This window comes from Clostridium ragsdalei P11 (assembly GCF_001675165.1).
Lineage (GTDB): Bacteria > Bacillota > Clostridia > Clostridiales > Clostridiaceae > Clostridium_B > Clostridium_B ragsdalei.
The window spans coordinates 13,255-36,879 of record NZ_LROS01000001.1 but is presented as its reverse complement, the minus strand read 5'-3'; the positions used below and the strand labels follow the sequence as shown (position 1 = coordinate 36,879).

Here is a 23,625-nt window from a genome sequence, read left to right as displayed (position 1 = left end):
AACTACAATTTTAGGTGTTGATGTGGAAAATCATCAGCACCCATTTTATATAAACAGAAAAAACTCCACCTGAAACCAAGAACTCTGTTTATAACGTTTACTTAAAAATGATATACATTAATGATATAATTAAATTATTATAGCTACAATTTCAAATTTGATTGGTGGTACTAAGATGAGTAGATTAAAATCAGTGGATCAAGAGACAATAAGAATATTAAATCAGAAAAAAATATTGAACTTGCTATATAGAAATAATAAACTTACAAAGCAGGAAATATCCCAAAGGCTTAATATAAGCATTCCAACAGTTATAAGTAACAGCAATGAACTTATAGAACAGGGTTTTTTGGAGGAAGCTGGAGTTGCAAAGTCAACTGGTGGCAGAAAGCCTACAATTCTTAAATTCCTGCCGGACAGCAGATATTCTTTTGGAGTGTGGATTACAAAAGATAAGGTGAAAATTATACTTACAAATTTGAATTTTAAAATAATACATGAAATAGACTTTAGTATGCCGGAAAAGTTATATGATTTTACTGATGTGATTTGTAAAACGGCAGAGGCTATTGAATATTTGGTGAATAATTTTAATATTTCACCGGATAAAATACTTGGAATAGGATTTTCCTTACCTGGTACGGTAAATGAAAAAGAACTTCTATTAAAAAATGTACCTAATTTGGGATTTAAAAATGTATCATTCAAAAAATTTGAGGACTATTTCAAGTTTCCTATTTTTATAGAAAACGAAGCAAATGCATCAGCTTATGCAGAGACATTTATTAATTTTAACGATGTAAAAAATAGTCTTGTTTTTATATCCATTACAGAAGGTATTGGAACAGGTGTAGTTATAGCAAACAACGTATATAAGGGATTTAATAAACGTGCAGGTGAATTTGGACACATGACTATCGTAAAGGATGGTAAAAGGTGTAATTGTGGAAGAAAAGGGTGTTGGGAGCTATATGCTTCTAAAAAGGCACTACTTGGTGCATACAGGGAAGCATTTGATGACGTACATGGAAACTTGGATGATTTTTTAAAGAAAAGTGAAATGGATTTAAAAGCAAAAACAGTATTAGATACATATATCGATTTTTTAGCTGAAGGCATTAAAAATATAATATTGACATTAGATCCTAAAAATATCCTTATAGGTGGTGAGATATTTCCCTATAAGGATTTCATAGAAAAAGAACTAATTAAAAAGATATTTACGGATAACAGCTTTTATGATGAAAGTCAGTGCAATGTGATGTTTTCAAATCTGGGGGAAAATGCAGCTGTATATGGGGCAGCACTTTTGCCTATGGAAAATATATTTTTCCTAAATGACAATGTATTATGATATATTGGATTTAAACGGTTGTATATATGTAAAGTTACATAATTTGAAAGATCATAAAATTAGAAATGCTGTGATATGGAAACCACAGCATTTCTAATTTTATATATTTACTCAACTTTAGTACATATAAAATTTTGACTTAATATAAGAAAATTACGACGCAAAGCTTTTGAAAATAACAAAGTTCAAATAACAAAGAACAGATAAAGATGATTTCCCTCGTACCTCAGGAAATCTATAATTTTAATATTTCATGACGTTAGGAAGAAAATTATCCTTATTTGATATTTGAACTTTGAACCTTGTTCTTTAAAAAATTGCTTCGCAAAGTTTTTAAACTGCGAAAGTTAAGGTATTTATTATATGTTCTAAATGTACGTTTATTTTTTAGAAGCTTACTAAAATTAATAAAATATTAAATTCCACCAATTGATATTGATATATACTATAAATTTACTCATAATAAGGTATATATCACATAACTCTTAAAAAGAAGGTATAAAGATGAGAGATGAAGTATTGTTACTGGACAATGTTACAAAAACAATAAAGGGCAGACAGATAGTTAAAGGAATAAGTTTTTCAATGAAGCAGGGAGAAGTAATGGGATTTTTAGGCCCTAATGGAGCAGGAAAGTCAACGACACTTCGTATGATTGTAGGACTTTCAAAGCCTACTTCCGGAAAAATTGATATATGTGGATACTCTATAACTAAAAATTATGTAAAAGCTATGTCAAATGTGGGCTGCATTATAGAAGGACCTGATTTATATAACTATATGAGTGGAATAGATAATTTAAAGATGTTAGCATCCATGAGTAGGGATGTTACAGAAAAGGATATAATAAATGTAGTAGATTTGGTAGGCTTAAAAAATAGAATTAGAGACAAAGTAAGTACATATTCTCTTGGAATGAAACAGAGGCTTGGAATTGCACAGGCTTTAATGCATAATCCAAAACTTCTCATTTTAGATGAACCAACTAATGGACTTGATCCATCTGGAATAAGTGAACTTAGAAACTTAGTAAAGCAATTGGCAGATGAAAAAAATATTTCTGTACTTGTATCAAGTCATATTATTTCTGAAATAGAACTTATGTGTGACAAAGTAACTATAATTAAAAACGGGGAAACAGTTTTGAAAAGTGCAGATGTAGATAAATTATTAAATAATCAGGGGGTATTCTGGGTTTTAAGTGACAATGAAAAGGGAAGAAAAATTTTAGAAGAAAATTGGAAGGTTAAAGGAAATGTAGTTGAAGAAAGGCTTGAAGCAAATGTTTCGCTGGAAAAGCTTCAAGAGATAAATTCCTACTTTGTAGAACAAGGACTTATGATAAAGTATGTCGATAACAAAAACAAGACACTAGAGGATTTGTTTTTGAACCTGACAGAGGGAAATCAAATTGTTTAATTGGGGGGCATAAAATTTGATAAGATTAATTGAAAATGAAGTACTTAAGATGCTTTCAAAAAAGAAACTAGTTCTTATTTCTGTAATTTTACTTGTACTCGTATCTCTTTTTTGTTATGGAGAAAATGCATCATATAAACATACAATAATGAGATTTTCAGGTACACCGGGACAAACTCAAAATTATAATTGGAAGTCAATGGTGAATCAGCAGATATTATATTTAAAAAATACTGTGAACAGCCAATATATAAAAGAGGACAGAAAAAATTCAATAAATATTCAGATTGAACAGCTGCAGTATTATATAAATCACAACATAAATCCAATAACTCCAACTAGTGCAAAATTTACTATTGATTTTATGGATGAGGCAATCTATTTGTTTTTACCGCTGCTTATAATTATATTAGCAGGAGATGCTGTTTCTGGAGAATTTTCCTCCAAAACAATAAAGGTATTGTTAACTAGGGCTGTTCCAAGGTGGAAGATATTACTTAGCAAGTACATTGGGGTTTTGATTTTATCATGTATAGTAATTTTAGAGTCAGCACTTATGTGTGTAATAATATCAAGCTTTGCATTTCACAGCGGTGGATGGAATGAACCTATGGCAACGGGATTTAAAGTTATAGGAAATAAGCTGGATTCCTCAAATGTAATAAGAATTTACCAGTGGCAGTATGCTATCTTAGTATATTCACTTGGATGGTTTGTTTCTGTAAATATTGCAACTTTATCTTTTATGGTTTCTGTAATAGTGAGAAATACTGTCACATCTGTGGGTATAATGCTGGCAACTTTAATAGGAGGGGGATTCCTCCAGATGTTTTTGCAGGATTGGCCGATGATTAAATATTTCTTTGCTGTAAATTTGGATTTAACACAATATTTAACGGCATCTTATCAACCTGTTTCTGGAATGAGCCTTTCTTTTTCTGCATTAGTACTGTGTTTATGGTCGATTGCAGCTTTAGTCATAAGTTTCAGCGTATTTCAAAAAAAAGATGTATTGGTTTAGATAGTATGATAAAAATAGGATAGTATACTGACTGGTTATTTGTTTGAAAATGACTTATGAGTAGGGGGAAAAAGTGTAATGAATAAAAAAGCAAGATTTACAATTTTATCTATTGCTGCATGTATATTTACAATAGTATTTGCAGCAGGATTTGCATATTCTATTAGTATTACTAATGCATCTGGCAGCACCAGTAGTAAAGTTACAAATAAGGGAAGTGAGAATAAAGCTGTGGATACTAAAATAAAGAAATTAAATAGCAATTCCTATAATATTTTAGTTATGGGTGATTCACTAGCAAGAGGAACTGGGGATGAAACTAATAGTGGATTTGCAAGTGATTTTTCTAAACTTTGGAAAAATAAAACTAAAAAACCCATAGACGTTACCAACATAGCTGTTAATGGTGATGTATCTTCTGGACTTTTAAATATAGTAAAAAGTAAACAGACCTTACAGTATATACAGGACTCAAATATGATTTTTATTTCTATTGGTGGAAATGAAATAAAGAATTTTAAAAATTCAAGTACAGTTCCCTCTACTGTTCAGACAGATAGTTTGAAGACAGTTGAAAATAAGTACATGAAAAATCTGTCAGATATTTTTAAATTAATAAGAAGTAGAAATCAAAATGGTATAATTGTGTTTATTGGATTGTATAATCCTTTTGGAAGCGAGTTAACTGAAGATAAATTGGAACTTTTAAATGAGTGGAACTATAAAACAGACCAACTTGTATCATCAGATGACAATGCTATATATATTCCTACATATGATCTTTTTAAATATAATTCAGGAAATTACTTTGCTGCAGATAATTTTCACCCCAATTCTATAGGTTATGATGCCATTTCAAAAAGAATGTTTGAGGCATTGAAAAATTATGAATGAATCTTACTTAGTGGAAGTTTGTTTCTTCCACTAAGTTTAGATGAATTATCTAGGGGCGTAGCTACTGTTATCTCCCGCTTTGATAGAAGTGGGAGTGTTACAGTAGGTAGCCATCAGATAAAAAGTAGTTAACATTATAGGAAAATAATAATATGATTGTATCATTAAGTTATAAAATAGGAGGATGCATAAATGGTTGGGTTACAAAAATATTTGGGAGCTAAGGTTAATATATATATCTATGCTAGTATAGAATCTTATAACAATGAACAGGAAGATACGTCATTAAAGGACGTAACTGTTATGGGGGTAACAGATGATTTTATAGAAATAGAAGACGAAAGAGGACTTTCTCATTGTATAAACTTGAAAAAGTGTTTTTCTGTTGTAGTTGAAAGGGAAGGGAGCCTTGGGTATTGATAAGTGAAGCTATTAAGGAGTGCTATTACAACATATATAAAAATTTTTATTTGAATGCAGGAGTGATGTCCTGCTTTATAAAGTCTCTTGTTTTTACATCTGTTGTAAATTTAGAAAATCTAGATATGGAAAATAATTTACAGTCAGATATGACTAAAATTAAAGCTGTTGGAAATGGGGAAGGTTTAATTATACTCGATATACCAGGAGGAAGGGGACTTGAATATGGATATAAGTATAGAGATAAATATACTATAGTACCAGATTTTAATATGGTATGCCACGATTTTGGAGTAGTTAAAAGTAAGCCTATATTAAAAAAACTTGCTTTATTTTCAAACACATGTTTAAAAAATTATGATAAATACATGATTATACTTGATAGTAATCGATATGTGGATATTGAAATAAATAGTGTAAATCAATATAACAATCAATATGAGATAACAGAAGAGGATTTGCCGGAAGTTGAAATGTTGAATTTTTTAAAAATTCATAGCGTGCTATATGTATGTGATGAAAGTATAAAAGAAGATGCAAAGGAGTATTTGAATTACTTAAAAGCTAATAATATTGAAGTTAATGTGAGTAAGTTAAAGGAAAAGAGGAATTGAAGTTAGATGAATAAGAAAAAAGCAGTATTAGGAGTAATTATATCAGCCTTGGTTGGAAGCTCAATATATACATACAATCAAAATTATATAACTGAGCAGGATCAGGAGAACGCAGCACAGCAGCAGTCTGGCTGCTCTTCACCTTTTGTATACTATCCTAATAGTTTTTTTGAAGGATATAAGGTATCAAATGAAGGTAAATCTAATGTGGATTTTTATGGGTGGCACAGTTGGATAAATTCTACCAGTGGAGTGGTAAGCCCATATACAAGCTCTAATTTAAGCAGTATTAAGACTAGCAATGGAGGAGTTACATCTTCTTCAGATCATATAAGTACTTCTGGTTATAGTGGTGTACATGCTGGTAGTGTGGCTGGATAGACTATATACTGTAGTAAAAATTGGCTAAAGATAGGACAGCAAGTATGAGACTTATAATAAGGAGTTTAGTGGGATGAAGTATAACAATGTGGTAGATGAATTACTTTTTGAATATTATTCAATACACTGCAGGCGAAAAGGAGATGTTTATTCTCCATATCCTTTTTATTTAACAGAAATGGAATACAATAAAATAAATAATTACACTAATGTAATTAATAGACTAACCGTAGATGTGTTAAATAACTTCAATACTAAATACAGTGATTATGAGAGCATGATTCCTGATTTTCCTCTTAAAGATGAAATAATGCATTTAAATAGAGAAATTCCAGATATTTTTTGGACAAGATATGATTGTTTTCTCCAGTATGATGGCAAAATATTTTTTAGTGAAGGCAACTATGACAAGCCCTGTGCCCAAAGGGAGCTTGCAATAGGTGAATACTTTAATTGCAATAACAATGTAAATAGAGGCTTTTCTGAAAATTTTAGAGAAAAATTTAATTCAATAATTCAAAAGTATTATGGCAGCAAAAAAATCAATGTATTAGTGCTGGCAGATCCATGCCATTATGAAGAAGTTCATTTATCAATGCTCTATAGAAAATGGCTTGAAGATGATAGGATAAATGTAATTTTTGGAGGAAGTAATAATATATACATTAAAGATGAAGAAGTATATTGTTTTAATAGACACGTAGATGTTATTTTGAGGCAATTTCCATGTGAAAATTTATATGAGGTTAATGACATTAAACTTCTTTTAAATTTATATGAAAAAAGCAAGGTGCTTATATTAAATGATCCTAGAGTAATAATTCTTCAAAGTAAAAGTATATTTGTTTATTTTCACAAATTATTGAGAGAAAATAGGTTAGATGAAGGTACTGCAAGTGTTGTAAGAGAATGTATCCCATATACAGAGTTATTAAGTGATACGAATTTTGATGAGGCTAGATATAATAAGGATAAATATGTAATAAAGCCTATACTTGGACGTTATAGCGAAGATGTATTTATAGGAAAGCTGTATTCAAAAGAAGAATGGAAAAGTATTTTAGATGACATTAAAGAGTATAAACATTACTACATTCTTCAAGAGTTTAAGAAAATAAGAAAAGACAATATAGTTGAATTAAGAGGGGGATATCCTCATACTGTTGATGCTTTTTGCAACTTGGGAGTTTATCTCACATGTAATGAGATAAGTGGAATATGCTCCAGATGGAACTATGACTATCTTACAAATAATGAAACTACATTTATAACTCCAATAGGAATAAGAAACTCTAAACTCAACATAAGATATAGCAAAAATATAAAAGATAGATATAGTGAGTTTAAAAAGGTAAATTTAGATCTCGTAAAGTTAGGATTTACCGGTGCCTATAATAACACAAGAGAGTACATATCTTTAGATGAAGTCATCTTAAATAGTGACAAATTTGAAGAGTTAAAAAATGCTTCCTGTGAAGTCTTGGACATATTTAGGAAGGTTTCTGAATTTGTATATAAAAATAAGGGATGGTTTGATGAAATTTTAGGAACATCAAATGTAAGTGAAAGTATATATTCATCAAAAGATTTTAAGTACTTGAGTATTTTAGGAAGAATGGATTGGGCTCTGGATACGGATAACAATTTGAAACTTATGGAGCTAAATAATGAAACTCCTGCTGGACTATACGAAAGTACTATTGTAAATGACTATCTTGTAAATAGATATAAGCGTAATGTACAAAATCCAAATAAGAATTTCAAAAACATTTTAAGTGAAAATATTGAAGAATATATAATAAAATATTCCCCAAAGACTATAGGAATATTTAGTACATGTTATTATGAAGATTACTATAATATAGACATTGTATATAGCATAATAAAAAAAATAGGTGACAAATATGGAATTAGAGTGATAAGAGGTAATGTGTATAATCTAAGAGTTGAAGATGGTAGGTTATATTATTTTGATGATAGGATTGATATGATCTATAGGTATTTTCCACTAAATTGGTTTGAAAAATTCAATATGCAGGATGTTGGAAAGTGGATAAATAATAAAAATTGTATAAATCAACCTGTAACTATGATAGGGCAAAGTAAGTCCATTTTTGCTGTGGTATACGAGATGCTTGGAACAGATTTTTTTACACAGCGTGAAAAAAGTATAATACTAAAATATATTCCCTATACTGATTTTAGTAATAAATCTATGAAAACCATAGATTATATCTGTAAACCCATATTAGAAAGGGAAGGAGAGGGGATATACACTAGGGGACAGCTATCTTGTCAGGATATAAACAATCTGGATAACTATATTTTTCAAGAGAGAATTAATATAAAAACTTTAAACTATATATGTAGATCAACATTTGGTGAAGAGAGAAAAAATTTATTTCCTATACTTGGATGTTTCTATAGCAAAAGTGAATTTATTGGAATGTACTGCAGGCTAGGAGATTTAATTACTAGAGAAAACTGCATATATATGCCTGTATATATTGATAGGGTGGTATGAAGATGAATAAGAAAAAAAAGAATAAGAAAAGAATAAATAACGAAAATGAAAATAGAAAATATATAGATGAAGAAAGTAAAAATAAAAAATGTAGAAGAAAAAGAGTTATAATTTATATTTCGCTCATAATGTTAGTTCTTTTTATTGTTATACATGTGAAAAATTATGAAAAACTTGTAAGTAAATCTTATGTTGGAACTTATCAGTTGCATGAAGTTGATGGATATTATCTGGGTAAAGGAACTAATGATGATGACAAGATGGAGTATGTATTTCAAGTAGAACCTATAGATGAATCTAAAACCTTATCAGACAATGTAGATGTTACAGAAGGAGTAACTATAAAGGAAAGTTATACTGAGGGAGAAAAAGAATCAATATTAAAAATTGCAAATAAATCAATTGCAAAAAAATCCATGGATGTCTTTAAAAATAACTTAGGGGAAAATGATACAGTTTCTGTTTTTGCGGCTTCATATAAAAACTGGAGTGGTAAAGTTGATACAAAGTATGAATATGAAATTTTGATTAATAAAAGTGATATAAAGGACCTTGATGATTAAAAAGGAGTAAAATATGCTCCTTTTTAAGTATGCAACATAAGATGTATAAAACTTAATATTCTCCTCTTCCTTGAGTACCAACTTTAACCTTTGCATTAACTTGTATATCAGACTTGCTTATTACTTCATTCCAATCTGTGCCTGTTTCCCTGCCGTATTTAGCAGCAGCAACCCTTCCAAGATCCAAAATGTCGACTTTATATTTGTTTTTTATTTGGTTTATGGTTCTGTTGCACATTTTTACTACTAATTTTTCAGTATTCTGTTCAAACTCTTTTATCTCTTTTGGGTCTTTATTCATATTTTTATATAATTCATTATCTACTATTTCACCCTTTAAATTCAAATTTATTACAAATTTGTAATTGCCATTTTCCCTATAGCATTTGACTTTTCTTTTAGATGCTGCGTAAAAATCTATATACTTTTTTGAATTTTGCTGTAGTGTTAAAATGCCTTTTACATTATTTTCTTTTAGAAGATTTATGATTTTAGCTTCTTTCATATTTGTTTTTGAAATCATTTTATCTTTGTTAAATATGGCAATACCTGTAGTTTTGAGACCGCTATTTTCATCACCTGTAATTTCTACATAGGGGAGAAGTGTATTTCTACCTTCTGCATCTATCCTTACTATAATATCCATTAGGGTATACTGTGAAGGAAAAAAATTAAATTGATTTAAATGCTTTACCATTTCATAAATATATTCCGCAGAACTAGCATAACCTTTTACGTTATATTTAAATATATCTGCAACTTTCCCTTTACATACTACACAAAATGCCCTGTCATTTGTATTTGCATTATTAAGAATTGTATCTATAAAGGTTTTTATGCCATTTTTAGAAAATTCTTCACTGAAAATAAATATCCTATTAATACCTAGTAAAAACTTTTTACTGGATTTTACCTGCCTATTTTCTCTGGTCCTTGCTATAGTTGAGCCCTCTCCTATAAGTACATTGCTTACTATTTTATTACCAGATTCAAGCGAATGAACAAGTATTGGTGTAATATAAGTAGTACATGAAGAAGTTTTTTCTATATCAAGTCCAGCTCCCACAGGTATTTGTAGATTTTCAACAAGTTCTCCTTTTGTGCCCATAAAGGATATTACAAAAATTAATATGATTAAAATTAGTATAAAAAATTTATTTTTTTTCAAAATTACCACCTTTTTTAAAAGTTATTAAAATTACTATTAGTGAAATATAAATTAAGTTGTATATCAAATAAAAGGACATTATTTTGCCTGTATAGTATCGTCTTCTAGTAGGAGGTCCATATAAGCTTGATAAAAATAAAATTATAGGGCATAAGATTAAGGCAAATGTTTGGGGGGAGATTTTATTTATAAGTCTATTCATGCCATAGCAAGATGAAAAATAATAAATAGATATACATCTCAATACTACTAATCCCCACAATGATATAAATATATACCTAAAACTATTGATAATAGGTATATTGATACTATCAGCTAATGTTAATATTGGACATAAGTACTTAGGTGAAATTTCAATACCCAAATAATATATAGTTAAAAAAGTAAACCACGTATAAACAGACATAGTAATTACAGTGCTTGTAAATCCACATTTTAGTAGCTTTTTCTTATCCTCAAGGAAGGGGTAAGTAAAAAAAGCAATTTCAGCACCGCAGTAAAAAAAAACTGTTTCCTTTGAAGATATTAATATATTTTTAAAACCTGAACCAAATACAGGCATCAAGTTTAAATAAGTTCCGTATTTTAAAGTTGCAACGGGCAGCAAAAGTAATATTAAGGCCAAATAAAAAGTTATTTCACATAATCTACCTAAGGGTTTCATACCTTTATAAGCTGTGTAAGCTGTAACAGTTATTACAGATAAAAATATTTGATAATTTTTTAAAAATGGTGTGGCATATACTTTAAATGTATTGGCTAAGCCTATAATTTCAGTAGAGGTTATAAATATAAAAAATGTTATAAATATAAAATTCAAAATACTACCTAAGATTTTACCAAGAGATTTTTTACTAAGACCAAATATGTCATCAACTGGGAATTTATTACAGGTGTAATTTGCTAATACTAATATATATAGGGGATATACTGCACCTATTATGCATCCTATCCATCCGTCTTGCTTGGCATCTTTTATGACAGAGTTAGGTAAATATAAACTTCCAATACCAATAAAAGATGAAAGTAAAAAAAGTGTAAATTCACTTGATGTTATAAATGTATTTTGAGTTTTATTCATTTATTTTTCCCCCTAAAACGCTGCCTTATAGGATTTATATTAGGTATAATTTTAGGTCGTTTAATCATATCTTTAATGGGTGCTCTTATAAAAGTATCTTTCATATCGCTTTTATTGAATTCAAAATAAGGTACTCCAAAGTTTTCAAGGGAGCAGAGGTAGGATAATATAAAAAACCATCCTATAATTATTCCAAGAACACCAAGCCAATTTGAAAATATAAGCATAGGATAGGCAAGAAACCTTATTGCAATAGACATTTGATAATTTGATATTACAAAAGAGGAAACAGTGGAAATACCAGCAACAAATAATGTAGAAGAACTTATTATTTTAGATTTAATAGCAGCATCTCCAATAATAATACCTCCAACTACACTAAGGGTTTGGCCAATTTTACCAGGAAGTCTTAACCCGCCTTCTCTTAAAAATTCTATAGTTAAACTTATACCCAAAAGTGACATAAAAGGTGTTAGAGCTATTCCTTTTCTAGATTCCACAAGTGACTCTATAAATTCAACAGGTATGAGTTCGGCGTTGAATTTAATAAAAGTTATATAAATTGCAGGAACAGTTATTACTATGAAAGCAGCTATAAATCTTATTATTCTTATAAAAAATGCTTGAATTGTTCTTCCATAATAATCTTCTGGTGTTTGAAAAAATTCTATAAATGTAGTTGGATAAGTTGTAACGTAGGGGGTTCCTTCTAATAAGAAGGCTATCCTGCCTTCCATCAGCGCAGCTTCTATTATATCTGGTCTTTCAGATCCTATAGTTTGAGGAAAAACGCTGTAGGTATGTTCTTCTATAAGCTGTTCAATTGTACTATTTGCGGCTACAAAATCCTTATCTATTTGACTTATTTTTTCCTCTATGCTGCTTAAAAAGTTTTTGTCAACTATGTCTTCAATATACACAATAACAAAATTACTTTGACTTCGTCTTCCTAATTTAAATTTATGTAAAGTTAGTTTTTTATCTTTTATTCTTCTTCGTAGTATGCTTATATTTGTATCAAGATTTTCTACAAATCCTTCTCTTGGGCCTCTTAATGACACATCGCTAACTGGTTCAGAAATTTGCCTGTAAGTACCACCTGAAGTATCTACTACAATAAAGTTTGAAATACCATTAATTACTATTATAGTTTTACCACTATTTATACTATCTGGAATTGTATTTACATCGGTCTCTATACTTGTATTACTTGCAGCAATGTACTTTTTGCATAAATAGTCATCCACATTTTTAATAGTTGATATATCTTCATGTACGTGAAGCATTAGAGGATTTAGTATATCTCTATCTATAATATTTTTATCTGCTTGAGCATTCAAATATATAACAGCAGCTGTTAAACTATTTTTATCCCCAATAAATATGTATTTTATTACTAATTCAGATTTGTTACCAAGCAAATTTTTTATATTATCAATGTTAGAATCGATTGCGGTTTCTGTGTTTTGCACATTTATTCACCTCCGCATTAATAATATAATTAGTATGCTCTTTTTTAAAATATTTATCCGATGATTACTCGGCAGGATACCCCTACGAACAATTTAATTAATAGGTAAGAATGAAAAATTAATAGTTATTGTAATTGTACGAAAAAACTGGAAGCTTTTAAGCTTCCGGTTTTTTATAGAATAAAATAGATTAAAAATCAACCTTTTTACCATAATAGATGTATTCTAACAACTTTTTCATTTCAGCATCATTTATGCTTCTAGGATTTGATCCAGTACAGGCATCTAATACGGCATTATGAGCTATAAAATCTTCACTATCTTTAAATTCTTTTTCATCTACTCCATAATCTTTTAATGTCAAAGGAATATCCATACTCTTGTTCATATCTTTAATCATATTAGTTAATGAATCTACTAATTCATCATCAGTATTTCCTGGAAGTTTAAGACTCCTAGCTATATCAGCATATCTTGGTGCACAAGCTTTTTTATTGAAATCTATAACATAAGGAAGATATATTGCATTAGCACATCCATGAGGGATATGGAATACTGCACCTGTTTTATGTGCTAAACTGTGAGTTATTCCAAGAAGTGCATTTGAAAATGCCATTCCAGCTAAACATTGAGCTAAATGCATTTGATCCCTAGCTTCTTTATCTTCATTGTAAGATTTAATTAAATATTGATTTACCATGACTATAGCTTGAATAGCAAGTGGGTCCGAGAAAACTGAATGAAGTCCTGCAACATATGCTTCAATAGCGTGAGTAAGTGCATCCATTCCAGTATGTGCAGTTAATTTAGGCGGCATTGTTTGAGCTAATACTGGATCAATTATAGCTATATCTGGTGTTAAATTGAAGTCAGCCAAAGGATATTTAATTTTAGCTTTATAGTCTGTTATTACAGAAAATGCAGTTACTTCCGTTGCAGTACCACTTGTAGAAGGGATAGCTATAAATGTTGCTTTTTGTCTTAATTTAGGAAGACCAAAAGGAACTACAGCTTCTTTAAAAGTAAACTCAGGGTATTCATAGAATATCCACATAGCTTTTGCTGCATCAATTGGTGAACCTCCACCTATTGATATTATTAAATCTGGCCCATATTCCCTCATTAGTTTAGCACCATTCATAACAGTTTCTACGGATGGATCTGGCTCAACGCCTTCTATTAATTTTGATTCAATACCTGCTTCTTTTAAGTAGTCTACTACCTTATCAAGGAATCCAAATCTTTTCATGGATCCTCCACCTACGACAATGACAGCTTTTTTTCCATCTAGGTTTTTCAAGGTCTCTAATGAATTTTCTCCAAAATAAATGTCTCTTGGTAAAGTAAATCTTGCCATTTTTATCCTCCTTGTAAGTACATAAAGTATTTTTTGAAAAATTGTTAAAATATTACTTAAATGATCATAATATACTTATCTGGGTGGTACAAATTATTTTTGATAATATTTTTCTATATTTTAGAACGCATACCTTTGTAAATCTTAAACTATTGATAAGTATATTTTTATTATGTGGATTAAAAAATAAAAATATACCGTATTATAAAGCAAAACGGTATATCTGTAGGTTAGTATTTTTTTATATAGTAACTGGAAAAGATGAGATTTAATATAACTTTTAAAAGCACAATGGCTGAAAGTGTAATACAAATTGTTCTAAATCCTAAAAGTCCGGTTACAATAATAATTGCAGATTCAAGATAAATCATTATAGTGTAAACAAAAGATTTTGTCTTTGTTTTTATGAACTGTGTACGTTCCTCTGTTTGTGCCATTTCAATTTTTGCTGCTTTTTTAGGATCTTTTAACAATTTTGTGATGGTAATGATTCCGATTGTTCCTGTAATTGTAAAAGCAATACCAATTCCTGAAAGCATATCTTTACTGTGATTGTCTGTAAAATCTCCAAATAAAAAAAATAGTAGTGCAATGATACCGAAAATAGTTTGAAATATAAAGTATATAAGATTTCTTTTAGCATGATTCATAAAACTATTCCTCCTCTTCAAAAATAAATACTTGTTCAATTGTCATATTAAATATCTTTGCTATCCTATAAGCAAGAAAAATAGATGGATTATATTTACCATTTTCCAGTGATATTATTGTTTGTCTTGTTACATTGCAGAAATCTGCTAATTCTTCTTGTGTGATTTTTCTTTCCTTTCGAAGTTCCCTAATTTTATTTTTCATATTTTGAGGATTCACCTCCTAAATGTATAGTATACTTTACAATAATAGTATAGCTTACTTTACATTTAGTGTCAAGCTAACTTTACAATTATGTATATGTTTATTTTTTGTTTAGAAAACTACTTAGAGGTATTAAACTAATTTTTTATTAAATATATTTGAAAGGCCAGTATTTTTAATTCTATTTTGTATTTATTCTCTGTCTATAGAATAATAACATAGTTGTTTGATGGACAAAGAAACATCATACTATTTACTATATAATACATATAAGTAACTTTGTATTAAATTTAGGATAAAACTAGGCAAAATATTATAAAAATTGGACAAATTTTGAATAAAGTATATAAAAATGTAATATTATGATATATAATGATATTACATTTTGAAAAGGAGAATGTGATATGATTTCTATAAATGGAGTAAAATATGTAAAAGATATGTGCCAAACGCAAGCAGACATGATACCAGGTGGTGTTATATATTTAACCAGTGATGGAGTTACTTATACTTGGAGAAAAGCGTCTAAGGAATTTGATTTAAATATATTTCAAGTTGGTGAAAAGTTGAATTCAAATAGTGTAACTGGTAAAGCTATGAGTCAAAATAAAATGCTTATAGAAAATGTTCCACGTTCTTTATATGGAACGAGACTGAAGATTGTGTCGGAACCAATAGTGAATGATGAAGGACAAACTGTAGGAGTGTTTTCTACTGTATTTCCAGTGCTGCATCCATTAATGAAGGCATTTGATGACTTTGCACCAATATTATCTGAAATGTTTTCTGATGGCGCTGTTATTTTTACTACAGACTTAAATAAATTTATAAGCATACAAGATTCAAAAGATTTTAAGCTGACTCAATTAAAGGTTGGAGATAATTTTAAGGAAGATACTACAGTTGCTGAAGCTGTGAAAACTAGAAAATCAATTTCTGTAGAGCATGATGATTCAATGTATGGTGTACCAGTTTTATCAGTTTGCTATCCTTTATTTAGTGATGATACAGGTGAATTAATTGGAACTTTTGGTCTTATGATTCCTAAAGTTGAAGCAAATAATTTGAAAGAAATGTCCAAGAGTTTAGAGGATAGTCTTGCTCAAATAACTTCTACTATTGAAGAATTAACAGCATCGGCATCTACTATACATGAAAATGAGCAGAATCTTAATAATAGTATTAATGAAATAACAGACTTATCACAAGAAATAAATGGAGTAGCTTCACTTATAAAGGGCATAGCAGATCAAACTAAGATGCTTGGATTAAATGCCTCAATTGAAGCAGCTAGGGCAGGAGATGCTGGAAAAGGTTTTGGAGTAGTTGCTCAGGAAATTAGAAAGTTATCAGAACAGTCAAGAAGTACAGTGCCTAAAATTGCAAAGTTAACGGATAATATTAAGGAAAAGGTTGAGTCTTCTAGCAAGATGAGTCAAGATTCATTAACTTCAAGTCAAGAGCAGGCAGCGGCTGCACAGGAGATCACAGCTAGTATAGAAGAAGTTACTTCTATGTCAGAAGAATTAAATAAAATTTCACTTAAATTATAATATAGAATTTTAAATAAAAGTATTGATATTAAAGGGCGGACAGTAGTTTTTACTACAGTCCTTTTTATTACTTTGTATTGAATATAATTTTAAGGCTATCTAAAGATGTAATGGATACATTTTTAAATATAATATTTCATGTTTGAAAAAATGTTTGTATGTTACAAAAAAATAAACTTATGAGTAGAAATATTTTACAATAAACAAGTATATTTAACCGTACTTGTGGTTGTAAAGTATTTGAAGTATAAGTTTATTTTTTGTTCAGATTGTTTTCTAAGCAACCCATTCTCCAATATCTCTATATGTAGTCTTACCGCGTTTTTTATTATAGGTTAGAATACCACGTTTGCTATCAGGAGTTCCAACTACAGTCATTCCTAGATCATTTAAATAACCAATAACATTATTGTTAGCTTTAACGTAAACAGGATTTACAAGTATGTCTTGAACGCCACTTTTATTCCAAATATATTTGCCAGTAAATTTAGACTCCCTTGAGTATATTGCTATTTTCATATACTGTGTACCTCCTTAAATAGAAGTTTGGGTATATGTAAAGCTAAAAAACATATAAGAAGGTATCTTATATGTTTAAAACACAGATCAGTTGCCAAAGTTTTTATTAGAGAGTTCTTTTATAAAATCATAAGCTTTTTCGCCTTTACTTGATGTTTGCGAAATATCTTTAATAGCTTTGTCATGGAGAGAGTAATTCCTATCTATAGTTTTATTTACTTCTTCAAATTTACGATCTATTTGTTCTGATAGGTTTTTATGACCTTCAGCTAACAATTGTATGTCTTTACCTTGTCTTTCAAGTAATATAGTGTTTTTATCAACCTTTTTTTCTAGTCCATCAATTCTTTTGTCTATACCATCAATTCGATTGTTAACACCATTAAATCTCTCGTCAATCTTCTTAAATCCTTGCTGCATTTCAGCATACATTTTAGTCATGAGTTCAAATATTTTATCGTTTTCCATATTATTCTCCTTTAAGGTAAAATATTTTATCCTATTTATTGATTTTCATATGAAGAGAACTTGTTGAAATTCTCAATGTAATCATATTTTGAATCAAGTTTATTAAGTCTCTCATTAGTTTTGTTCTGAGAGTCAAGTATATGCTGTAATAATTTTTAAATATTATTCATTATAATAGATCCTTTTGGTTGTTCTATACGTTTATAAATTATACTCTAGATCAATTAATATTATATCATGAAATTATATTTTAGGAAGGTTGAACTTAAGTAATTATTTTCAATATTTGTATTTACCCAAAGTCATTTAATGTTAAAGCTAAGAAAAATAAAAGATCAAAAAATAGAGGAAAATATGATAATTTATAGAAATTATTATTTAGAAAATATAAAATAAATGTGATGTAACTGCTTATAAAGTAACTACGAACGATGTTCTTTGAAAATCGAATAATATAGTGTTAAAAAATCCTATGATTTCTATAGGGTAATGAGAATATGTAGATGTTATGATATAATTTTCATGATAATTAAACTCCAGTTGTAAGAAATTGTGAGGGGGAAATGAACTTGAAAATAAGTATACTATTAGCATTAATAACTACAGTAATATTTTTAATATTTGGAGGCATACTTTCAATACGTAAGCCTAATATAGTTGGTGCAGATTTTTATTGGGTTAAATACAAATGGTATTATATACCTAGATATAAGAAATCAACAAACATATATTATCAACATCAGATAAAAGTAATAGGAGTAGGACTAATAGTGGCAGCAGTAATATTGTTAGTATTTGCGACAGTCTATGTTATATATCCACCTATAGTATTAATGTTGCAATGTTTTCAATAACCATACTATTTGTTAGAGCGTGGAGCTTATTTTTAGATTTAATGAAACAACTGAAAAACTGAACAATTCATAGAAACACTGTATTATTCGAATTTAGATTTTGCAGTGTTTTTTCGTCGTAATTCAAAGACTATGTGTATATATTTCAAATTTACAATACATATATATTCTTCTTATATTGTGAAGTGAAAAATATACAGACAAATAGTAATTAGAATTGGTGATTATTTGTATAAAGTCAAAAAAGACAAAGCAAAGAAAGTCGAGAAATTCTCTTTCAAGGTTTCTATAATAGAAATTGTCAGGAGGTGATACAGATGATAGAAAAAGTGGATGCAGTTCAACGGATGCAAAACTATATTGAGACTCATTTAACAGAACGCATTACGTTGGCAGATTTGTCTGAAGCTGCCTTTTTCTCTCCGTGGTATTCTGCTCGGTTATTTAAGGAACTGACTGGGTTGGCCCCGGCAGATTACATCAGGAGGCTCAAACTGTCCAAATCCGCACTCCGGCTGCGCGATGATACCTGCAGGATTATCGATGTGGTCTATGATATGGGATTTGGAAGTGTGGACGGCTACCAACGAGCATTCTTTCGGGAATTCGGCTGTAACCCCAAAGAATATGCTCTAAATCCCATTCCTCTGTATTTGTTCACTCCATATGGCGTAAAATTTAGAGAACTTTGGAAGGAGCCAAGTAACATGGAAAATATAAAAAATGTCTTTATCCAGGTAATTGATAAACCCGCCCGCAAGGTTATCATCAAGCGCGGTCAAAAGGCAATGGAATATTGGGCGTATTGTCAGGAGGTTGGTTGTGATGTATGGGGTATGCTCACCAGCATGAAATCTTTGTGCGGAGAACCAGTGTGTCTCTGGCTACCTGAGCAGTACCGCAAACCTGGAACCTCGAAATATGTGCAGGGCGTTGAGGTAGCTGCTGATTACAACGGTACCGTTCCCGATGGTTTTGATGTGATCGCGTTGCCGAAGGCTAAATATCTGATGTTTCAGGGAGAACCCTTCGCGGAAGAAAACTACTGCGAAGCAATTGAAGCAGTGCAAACCTCTATGAACCGCTATGATCCGGCAGTCATTGAATATGCCTGGGATGATACAAATCCCCGCATACAGTTAGAACCCATTGGTACGAGGGGATATATCGAACTACGGGCAGTTAAGTAAGTACTTGATTATGAGATTATAAGCATAACGCAAAGCTGACAAATTTCAATTTGTTGAATAGATATAACTTTAGTTTTGTCGTAAATTTATTATTGTAGTGATGAATATGTATAGATATTAAGAATGGAGCTATAATTTAGTATAGCTCCATTTACTTAGGTCTATTTTTAATAAAATACATTTTTATGAAGCAACTGACGTTTTGCTATCCTTTTTAGTTTTAAGAGATTCATTTTTAAACTTTTCAATGATACAAAGGCAACTATAATATAAACATAGATACGAAATGTATCATATATGATTAAATCATCCTGCGTAAGTTTATTTTTTGTTCAGAAACCTACTTAGAGCTATTAAACTAATTTTTTATTAAATATATTTGAAAGATTAGTATTTTTAATTCTATTTTGTATTTCTTCTCTGTCTATGGAATATAGACCTTTTTCTTTCATTCTGTTAAAAAATTCTGCACCAGCAAAAGTATATCTATTTTTTCTTCCTTCCTTAGTGTGTATTTTGGAAGTTGCATAGCTTATGATATCTCCAATAGCTGTATTAGTTGGAAGTGTTAGAGTAGGAATATTGAGTGAGCATCTTACGGCATTATGACCGGCAAGGGATCCTGTACATATAGCTTCTGTGTGACCTACAAAGAGACCGCTTTTTTCTCCACCGCAAAATAAATTATCTATGCCATTTACTTTTAAGTCCACAGAAACGGGTGCTATGGAAAGATATCTTATAGAATTCCCTTTGCCTCCAGAATATGGATCTATGAATTTGACATTTTCTAATCCTTGTATTTTACGCAGCTTTTCTAAAGGATAATAAGATGTCATTAGCTTTACGTGCCCTGTATCTAGAAGTATTACATTTTGTGCAAATTCTTTTAAAGCATACTGCTGGCATACTTTAGCCTTTAATTTATCCATATTTACATCTTCTTCTGGAACTTTAAGTACTACTGCGCCTTTTTCTTCAATTTCATGTAAGAGATTTTTATCTATAGTATCTTTAGCAAGTTTACAAGAACCGCTGAAAGCTCCGTAAGTTCCATCTAATCTCTCGCCATGAAGATCTTCTACTCCAGCACATTTGCTTATGCTTATCCTAGGCCCGAAGGAAGGACATCTAAGTATGCACATGGAACAGCCATTACCATATTTTATACAGTTTCCCATAGGACCTGTGGAACCTGTAGTTTCAACAAAGGCATCTGCTTCTTCATAATCTCCATTTGAGGTATATATGCCTTTTATTTTAGTGCCTTCCATTTTTACATCCACTACTCTTGATATTAGCTTTAGTTTTATGCCTTTACTTAAAATATATTTTCTAACAGCTGGTTCGATTTTATTTACATCATAGAGCCAAGCATGCTTATGACCAGGAAAATCCAAATTCTTGTGTCTAGTAAAGCTGTCTGTGATGTTTATTAGATCTCCTGCACCAAGTGCAGAGATTTCTTCTGCAGCAGTATATCTGCCGTTATTTCTCATTATTCCTCCTACATTTCCTAGGCCAAGTACCATGTCAGTTTTTTCATATATAACTACATCAGCACCTGCTTTTTTAGCAGATAAAGCTGCGGCACATCCAGACCATCCTGAGCCAATTACTATTATTTTCATAAAAAATACCCCCTATAATAATCTTCTACCTTTAAATAAATCTCTTGGATCCATCTGCACCTTGCATAGTCTTCTAACTATGTCACCATCATAGTGTTTGGTGCAGCTTGCACATATTCCTTCACCGCAGCTCATTTTGGAATTATTGCAGCATGAAAAATTTATGGATTTGTCTTGTAAATTGTGAGTTTTATCTATAAAATCTATAATTTTATAACTCATTATATCCGGGCCCCCACAGTGTACTAAGTTTATGGAATCTTCCCGGAGAATTTTTTTAAGCATTAATTTAAATTTCTCAGATAGATTTCCCTCGTCTAATATAGTGCAATCTAACACTTTTGATTTGCATTCTTTAAAATAATCCTCATAAAAATTTTCATTAAACTGTGTGTCAATAATAGAGATAAGCTTGTTCTTATTGGAATATAATTTTTCCATAACTGGAATAGAAGGAGCAATTCCTATGCCCCGGGCTATGATTAGAGATACACCATTTTTAGCACTAAAGATGTTTGAAAGTCCCATTATTCCATTTGAAAAGGGGCCTCTGACTAGCATTGTATCTCCCTTATTTAATTTAAAAAGTGATTTAGTTTTTGTGCCGCTTGATTTTATTGCAACTTTTAGAGTATTATTTGTATTATCTGCATTTATAATAGAAATTGGTACGTCGTAATAATTTACGCTTTCCTTATTTCTTAAAAATACAAAGCTTCCAGCATTAGATAATTCTCTTACTAGATTTTCTGGTGCTTCTAAAGTAAACATACAAAGAGAATCTTCAGCTACTTTTTTGTCTAATATAGGACAATCATAAGTTTTTCTTAAATTTTTTGCTTTTTTACCATTGGAAATATATTGTTCATATATACAAACTCCACACCAGTCTTTGCATTGGCAAAATTCTTCACCAGAAAGTTGAGAGCATAATATACAGTCATGGGTTTCTGCCAGGTGGCATGGACAATATTCACTTCCTGCATCAATACAATACATGTAAATAACCTCCGTTGATATTATTATAAAACTATGTACAATATTAGATTATTTTTCAGAATGATTTTTGTTACTTAAAAATGAAAAACTATGTTAGAATAAAAACATTGACTGCTAAATTTAATTACTCAGATAGGGGTGTTTTGTTGAAAAAAGGATACATATATTCCGTATTGTCTGCCATATTATTTGGAACTTGCGGAATCATAATAAAGATTGCTTTCTCAGAAGGGGCAAATTCTATAAATATATTGACACTTCAATATATGATGTCAATTCCAATTATGTTTCTAGGCATACTTATAATAGATAGTAAGGCTTTAAAAATAGGGAAAAAGGATTTATACCACACAGCAGTTCTTGGCATAGTGGGTAATACTTTTATGACGATTTTTTATTACATGGCTTTTAATTATCTTGACGTTTCAATGGTTACCATACTGCTTTATACATATCCTGCTATGATTTTTATTTATTCAGTAATATTTCAAAAAATGCAGGTAAGTTTTAATAAAGTTTTTGCTCTTATTGTAACTTTTATAGGTTGTTTTTTAGCTTTAGGTCTTAACCAGGGGATAAAGATCTTTTCGGTAAAGGGTTTTATGTATGGAATTCTAGCAGCAGTATTTTATGCTTTTATGAATATATATACAGAGAAAAAAATGAATAAATTAAATCCACTTGCAGTTAATTTTTACTCCATTATTTTTTCATTTTTATCATTAATAATTTTTAAATTTCCAGTGGAAGTGTTCAGACAGGATTTGAATGGAAAATTGATTATTTGTATTATAATATTGGGAGTGTTTTGTGAGATAATACCTTTAACTTTACTTTACGCGGCAATTAAACATATTGGAGCTTTAAAAGTTTCAATAATAGGTAATTTAGAAATACCTACAGCTATGTTTCTCTCTGTATTTATTTTAAAGGAACCTTTAACACTACTTCAAGTTTTTGGAGCAGCACTTGTTATTTATGCCATTTATAATATTAAAAAAATAGATTAGTTTTTATTTAGTTATCACAGTCATATTAGGTGACTATGATAACTATTTCAGACTGAAAATTGAGATTCATGCATTAATAGACAAAGCATATTAATGGAAGAGAATATTTAGACATGAAAATTACTTTAAAGATTTTTGTTTTTTGCTGTAAGAACAAGCTTTCTTTTCGATAGTATCTAGAGATTCACTTAAACATTCTTCAATAACATCAGGTGTTATTAATATATTTTCTTTTTTCAAATTATCGCCTCCTTTTGACTATTAAATTTAATTATATC

General features: G+C 29.9%; 23 protein-coding genes. 13 read left to right on the top strand and 10 right to left on the bottom strand.

Annotated elements, in window-relative coordinates:
* Window positions 1–175: 175 nt before the first annotated feature.
* The 9 genes from CLRAG_RS00160 (at window position 176) to CLRAG_RS00120 (ending at window position 9,190) form a co-directional block, all read left to right on the top strand.
* Window positions 176–1,354 carry an ROK family transcriptional regulator gene (locus CLRAG_RS00160; RefSeq protein WP_065076504.1) on the top strand — a complete coding sequence of 393 codons (1,179 nt, stop codon included), beginning with the start codon at window positions 176–178 and terminating at the stop codon, window positions 1,352–1,354.
* Between the two features lie 504 nt (window positions 1,355–1,858).
* A complete protein-coding gene (locus CLRAG_RS00155) occupies window positions 1,859–2,773 on the top strand; it encodes an ABC transporter ATP-binding protein (protein ID WP_065076503.1) in 915 nt (304 codons plus the stop codon).
* 16 nt (window positions 2,774–2,789) lie between these two features.
* Window positions 2,790–3,794, top strand: coding sequence for an ABC transporter permease subunit (locus CLRAG_RS00150; RefSeq protein ID WP_065076502.1), 1,005 nt, complete (start codon window positions 2,790–2,792; stop codon window positions 3,792–3,794).
* A 78-nt stretch (window positions 3,795–3,872) separates the two neighbouring features.
* Window positions 3,873–4,688 carry an SGNH/GDSL hydrolase family protein gene (locus CLRAG_RS00145; protein ID WP_065076501.1) on the top strand — a complete coding sequence of 272 codons (816 nt, stop codon included), beginning with the start codon at window positions 3,873–3,875 and terminating at the stop codon, window positions 4,686–4,688.
* Window positions 4,689–4,880: 192 nt separating this feature from the next.
* Complete coding sequence (locus CLRAG_RS00140; RefSeq protein WP_013238493.1) at window positions 4,881–5,108, top strand: hypothetical protein; 228 nt, start codon at window positions 4,881–4,883, stop codon at window positions 5,106–5,108.
* Window positions 5,105–5,722 carry a hypothetical protein gene (locus CLRAG_RS00135; RefSeq protein ID WP_065076500.1) on the top strand — a complete coding sequence of 206 codons (618 nt, stop codon included), beginning with the start codon at window positions 5,105–5,107 and terminating at the stop codon, window positions 5,720–5,722. Before CLRAG_RS00140 ends, CLRAG_RS00135 begins: the two co-directional genes overlap by 4 nt.
* Before the next feature lie 6 nt (window positions 5,723–5,728).
* Complete coding sequence (locus CLRAG_RS00130) at window positions 5,729–6,103, top strand: hypothetical protein (RefSeq protein WP_065076499.1); 375 nt, start codon at window positions 5,729–5,731, stop codon at window positions 6,101–6,103.
* Between the two features lie 73 nt (window positions 6,104–6,176).
* Entirely contained in the window at window positions 6,177–8,627 is a 2,451-nt protein-coding gene (locus CLRAG_RS00125) for a glutathionylspermidine synthase family protein (protein WP_065076498.1), read from the top strand.
* A 2-nt stretch (window positions 8,628–8,629) separates the two neighbouring features.
* The gene (locus CLRAG_RS00120; protein ID WP_242872057.1) at window positions 8,630–9,190 is read left to right on the top strand and encodes a hypothetical protein; all 561 of its coding nucleotides are present in this window, start codon (window positions 8,630–8,632) and stop codon (window positions 9,188–9,190) included.
* 52 nt (window positions 9,191–9,242) lie between these two features.
* Here CLRAG_RS00120 and CLRAG_RS00115 read toward each other — a convergent pair whose 3' ends face one another.
* From CLRAG_RS00115 to CLRAG_RS00090, 6 genes are all read right to left on the bottom strand, one after another.
* Window positions 9,243–10,358: a Ger(x)C family spore germination protein gene (locus CLRAG_RS00115; protein WP_065076496.1), complete on the bottom strand. Its 1,116-nt coding sequence runs from the start codon at window positions 10,356–10,358 to the stop codon at window positions 9,243–9,245.
* Entirely contained in the window at window positions 10,345–11,439 is a 1,095-nt protein-coding gene (locus CLRAG_RS00110) for a GerAB/ArcD/ProY family transporter (protein ID WP_065076495.1), read from the bottom strand. Before CLRAG_RS00110 ends, CLRAG_RS00115 begins: the two co-directional genes overlap by 14 nt.
* On the bottom strand, window positions 11,436–12,911 hold the full coding sequence (locus tag CLRAG_RS00105) for a spore germination protein (RefSeq protein ID WP_065076494.1): 1,476 nt from the start codon (window positions 12,909–12,911) through the stop codon (window positions 11,436–11,438). The genes CLRAG_RS00110 and CLRAG_RS00105 overlap by 4 nt, the downstream gene beginning before the upstream one ends.
* 190 nt (window positions 12,912–13,101) lie before the next feature.
* A complete protein-coding gene (locus CLRAG_RS00100) occupies window positions 13,102–14,268 on the bottom strand; it encodes an iron-containing alcohol dehydrogenase (protein ID WP_065076493.1) in 1,167 nt (388 codons plus the stop codon).
* Between the two features lie 230 nt (window positions 14,269–14,498).
* Complete coding sequence (locus CLRAG_RS00095; RefSeq protein ID WP_065076492.1) at window positions 14,499–14,918, bottom strand: hypothetical protein; 420 nt, start codon at window positions 14,916–14,918, stop codon at window positions 14,499–14,501.
* Between the two features lie 4 nt (window positions 14,919–14,922).
* Entirely contained in the window at window positions 14,923–15,123 is a 201-nt protein-coding gene (locus tag CLRAG_RS00090) for a helix-turn-helix transcriptional regulator (protein ID WP_065076491.1), read from the bottom strand.
* 404 nt (window positions 15,124–15,527) lie between these two features.
* On the opposite strand from CLRAG_RS00090, the gene CLRAG_RS00085 reads away from it, so the two are divergent.
* Complete coding sequence (locus tag CLRAG_RS00085) at window positions 15,528–16,676, top strand: methyl-accepting chemotaxis protein (RefSeq protein ID WP_065076490.1); 1,149 nt, start codon at window positions 15,528–15,530, stop codon at window positions 16,674–16,676.
* A 276-nt stretch (window positions 16,677–16,952) separates the two neighbouring features.
* Here the strand turns inward: CLRAG_RS00085 and CLRAG_RS00080 are convergent, their stop codons facing one another.
* Entirely contained in the window at window positions 16,953–17,195 is a 243-nt protein-coding gene (locus CLRAG_RS00080) for a recombinase family protein (protein WP_065076489.1), read from the bottom strand.
* A gap of 87 nt (window positions 17,196–17,282) precedes the next feature.
* The gene (locus CLRAG_RS00075) at window positions 17,283–17,663 is read right to left on the bottom strand and encodes a hypothetical protein (RefSeq protein ID WP_065076488.1); all 381 of its coding nucleotides are present in this window, start codon (window positions 17,661–17,663) and stop codon (window positions 17,283–17,285) included.
* Window positions 17,664–18,232: 569 nt separating this feature from the next.
* On the opposite strand from CLRAG_RS00075, the gene CLRAG_RS00070 reads away from it, so the two are divergent.
* Both CLRAG_RS00070 and CLRAG_RS00065 read left to right on the top strand, forming a co-directional pair.
* On the top strand, window positions 18,233–18,517 hold the full coding sequence (locus CLRAG_RS00070) for a hypothetical protein (RefSeq protein WP_242872055.1): 285 nt from the start codon (window positions 18,233–18,235) through the stop codon (window positions 18,515–18,517).
* 317 nt (window positions 18,518–18,834) lie between these two features.
* The gene (locus CLRAG_RS00065; protein ID WP_065076487.1) at window positions 18,835–19,707 is read left to right on the top strand and encodes a helix-turn-helix domain-containing protein; all 873 of its coding nucleotides are present in this window, start codon (window positions 18,835–18,837) and stop codon (window positions 19,705–19,707) included.
* Window positions 19,708–20,060: 353 nt separating this feature from the next.
* On the opposite strand, the gene CLRAG_RS00060 is transcribed toward CLRAG_RS00065, so the two are convergent.
* Both CLRAG_RS00060 and CLRAG_RS00055 read right to left on the bottom strand, forming a co-directional pair.
* Window positions 20,061–21,338, bottom strand: a complete 1,278-nt coding sequence (locus CLRAG_RS00060; protein WP_065076486.1) for an FAD-dependent oxidoreductase — start codon at window positions 21,336–21,338, stop codon at window positions 20,061–20,063.
* A 12-nt stretch (window positions 21,339–21,350) separates the two neighbouring features.
* A complete protein-coding gene (locus CLRAG_RS00055; protein WP_065076485.1) occupies window positions 21,351–22,337 on the bottom strand; it encodes a sulfide/dihydroorotate dehydrogenase-like FAD/NAD-binding protein in 987 nt (328 codons plus the stop codon).
* 146 nt (window positions 22,338–22,483) lie between these two features.
* Between CLRAG_RS00055 and CLRAG_RS00050 the strand changes: the two genes are divergently transcribed.
* Window positions 22,484–23,347: a DMT family transporter gene (locus CLRAG_RS00050; RefSeq protein ID WP_242872054.1), complete on the top strand. Its 864-nt coding sequence runs from the start codon at window positions 22,484–22,486 to the stop codon at window positions 23,345–23,347.
* Window positions 23,348–23,625: the final 278 nt, after the last annotated feature.

Bases quoted from the DNA above. Each gene is read 5' to 3' on its own strand.
- CLRAG_RS00160 (WP_065076504.1), top strand. From the start codon at position 176: ATGAGTAGATTAAAATCAGTGGATCAAGAGACAATAAGAATATTAAAT.
- CLRAG_RS00155 (WP_065076503.1), top strand. From the start codon at position 1,859: ATGAGAGATGAAGTATTGTTACTGGACAATGTTACAAAAACAATAAAG.
- CLRAG_RS00145 (WP_065076501.1), top strand. From the start codon at position 3,873: ATGAATAAAAAAGCAAGATTTACAATTTTATCTATTGCTGCATGTATA.
- CLRAG_RS00140 (WP_013238493.1), top strand. From the start codon at position 4,881: ATGGTTGGGTTACAAAAATATTTGGGAGCTAAGGTTAATATATATATC.
- CLRAG_RS00130 (WP_065076499.1), top strand. From the start codon at position 5,729: ATGAATAAGAAAAAAGCAGTATTAGGAGTAATTATATCAGCCTTGGTT.
- CLRAG_RS00125 (WP_065076498.1), top strand. From the start codon at position 6,177: ATGAAGTATAACAATGTGGTAGATGAATTACTTTTTGAATATTATTCA.
- CLRAG_RS00120 (WP_242872057.1), top strand. From the start codon at position 8,630: ATGAATAAGAAAAAAAAGAATAAGAAAAGAATAAATAACGAAAATGAA.
- CLRAG_RS00110 (WP_065076495.1), bottom strand. From the start codon at position 11,439: ATGAATAAAACTCAAAATACATTTATAACATCAAGTGAATTTACACTT.
- CLRAG_RS00100 (WP_065076493.1), bottom strand. From the start codon at position 14,268: ATGGCAAGATTTACTTTACCAAGAGACATTTATTTTGGAGAAAATTCA.
- CLRAG_RS00095 (WP_065076492.1), bottom strand. From the start codon at position 14,918: ATGAATCATGCTAAAAGAAATCTTATATACTTTATATTTCAAACTATT.
- CLRAG_RS00090 (WP_065076491.1), bottom strand. From the start codon at position 15,123: ATGAAAAATAAAATTAGGGAACTTCGAAAGGAAAGAAAAATCACACAA.
- CLRAG_RS00085 (WP_065076490.1), top strand. From the start codon at position 15,528: ATGATTTCTATAAATGGAGTAAAATATGTAAAAGATATGTGCCAAACG.
- CLRAG_RS00080 (WP_065076489.1), bottom strand. From the start codon at position 17,195: ATGAAAATAGCAATATACTCAAGGGAGTCTAAATTTACTGGCAAATAT.
- CLRAG_RS00075 (WP_065076488.1), bottom strand. From the start codon at position 17,663: ATGGAAAACGATAAAATATTTGAACTCATGACTAAAATGTATGCTGAA.
- CLRAG_RS00065 (WP_065076487.1), top strand. From the start codon at position 18,835: ATGATAGAAAAAGTGGATGCAGTTCAACGGATGCAAAACTATATTGAG.
- CLRAG_RS00060 (WP_065076486.1), bottom strand. From the start codon at position 21,338: ATGAAAATAATAGTAATTGGCTCAGGATGGTCTGGATGTGCCGCAGCT.
- CLRAG_RS00055 (WP_065076485.1), bottom strand. From the start codon at position 22,337: ATGTATTGTATTGATGCAGGAAGTGAATATTGTCCATGCCACCTGGCA.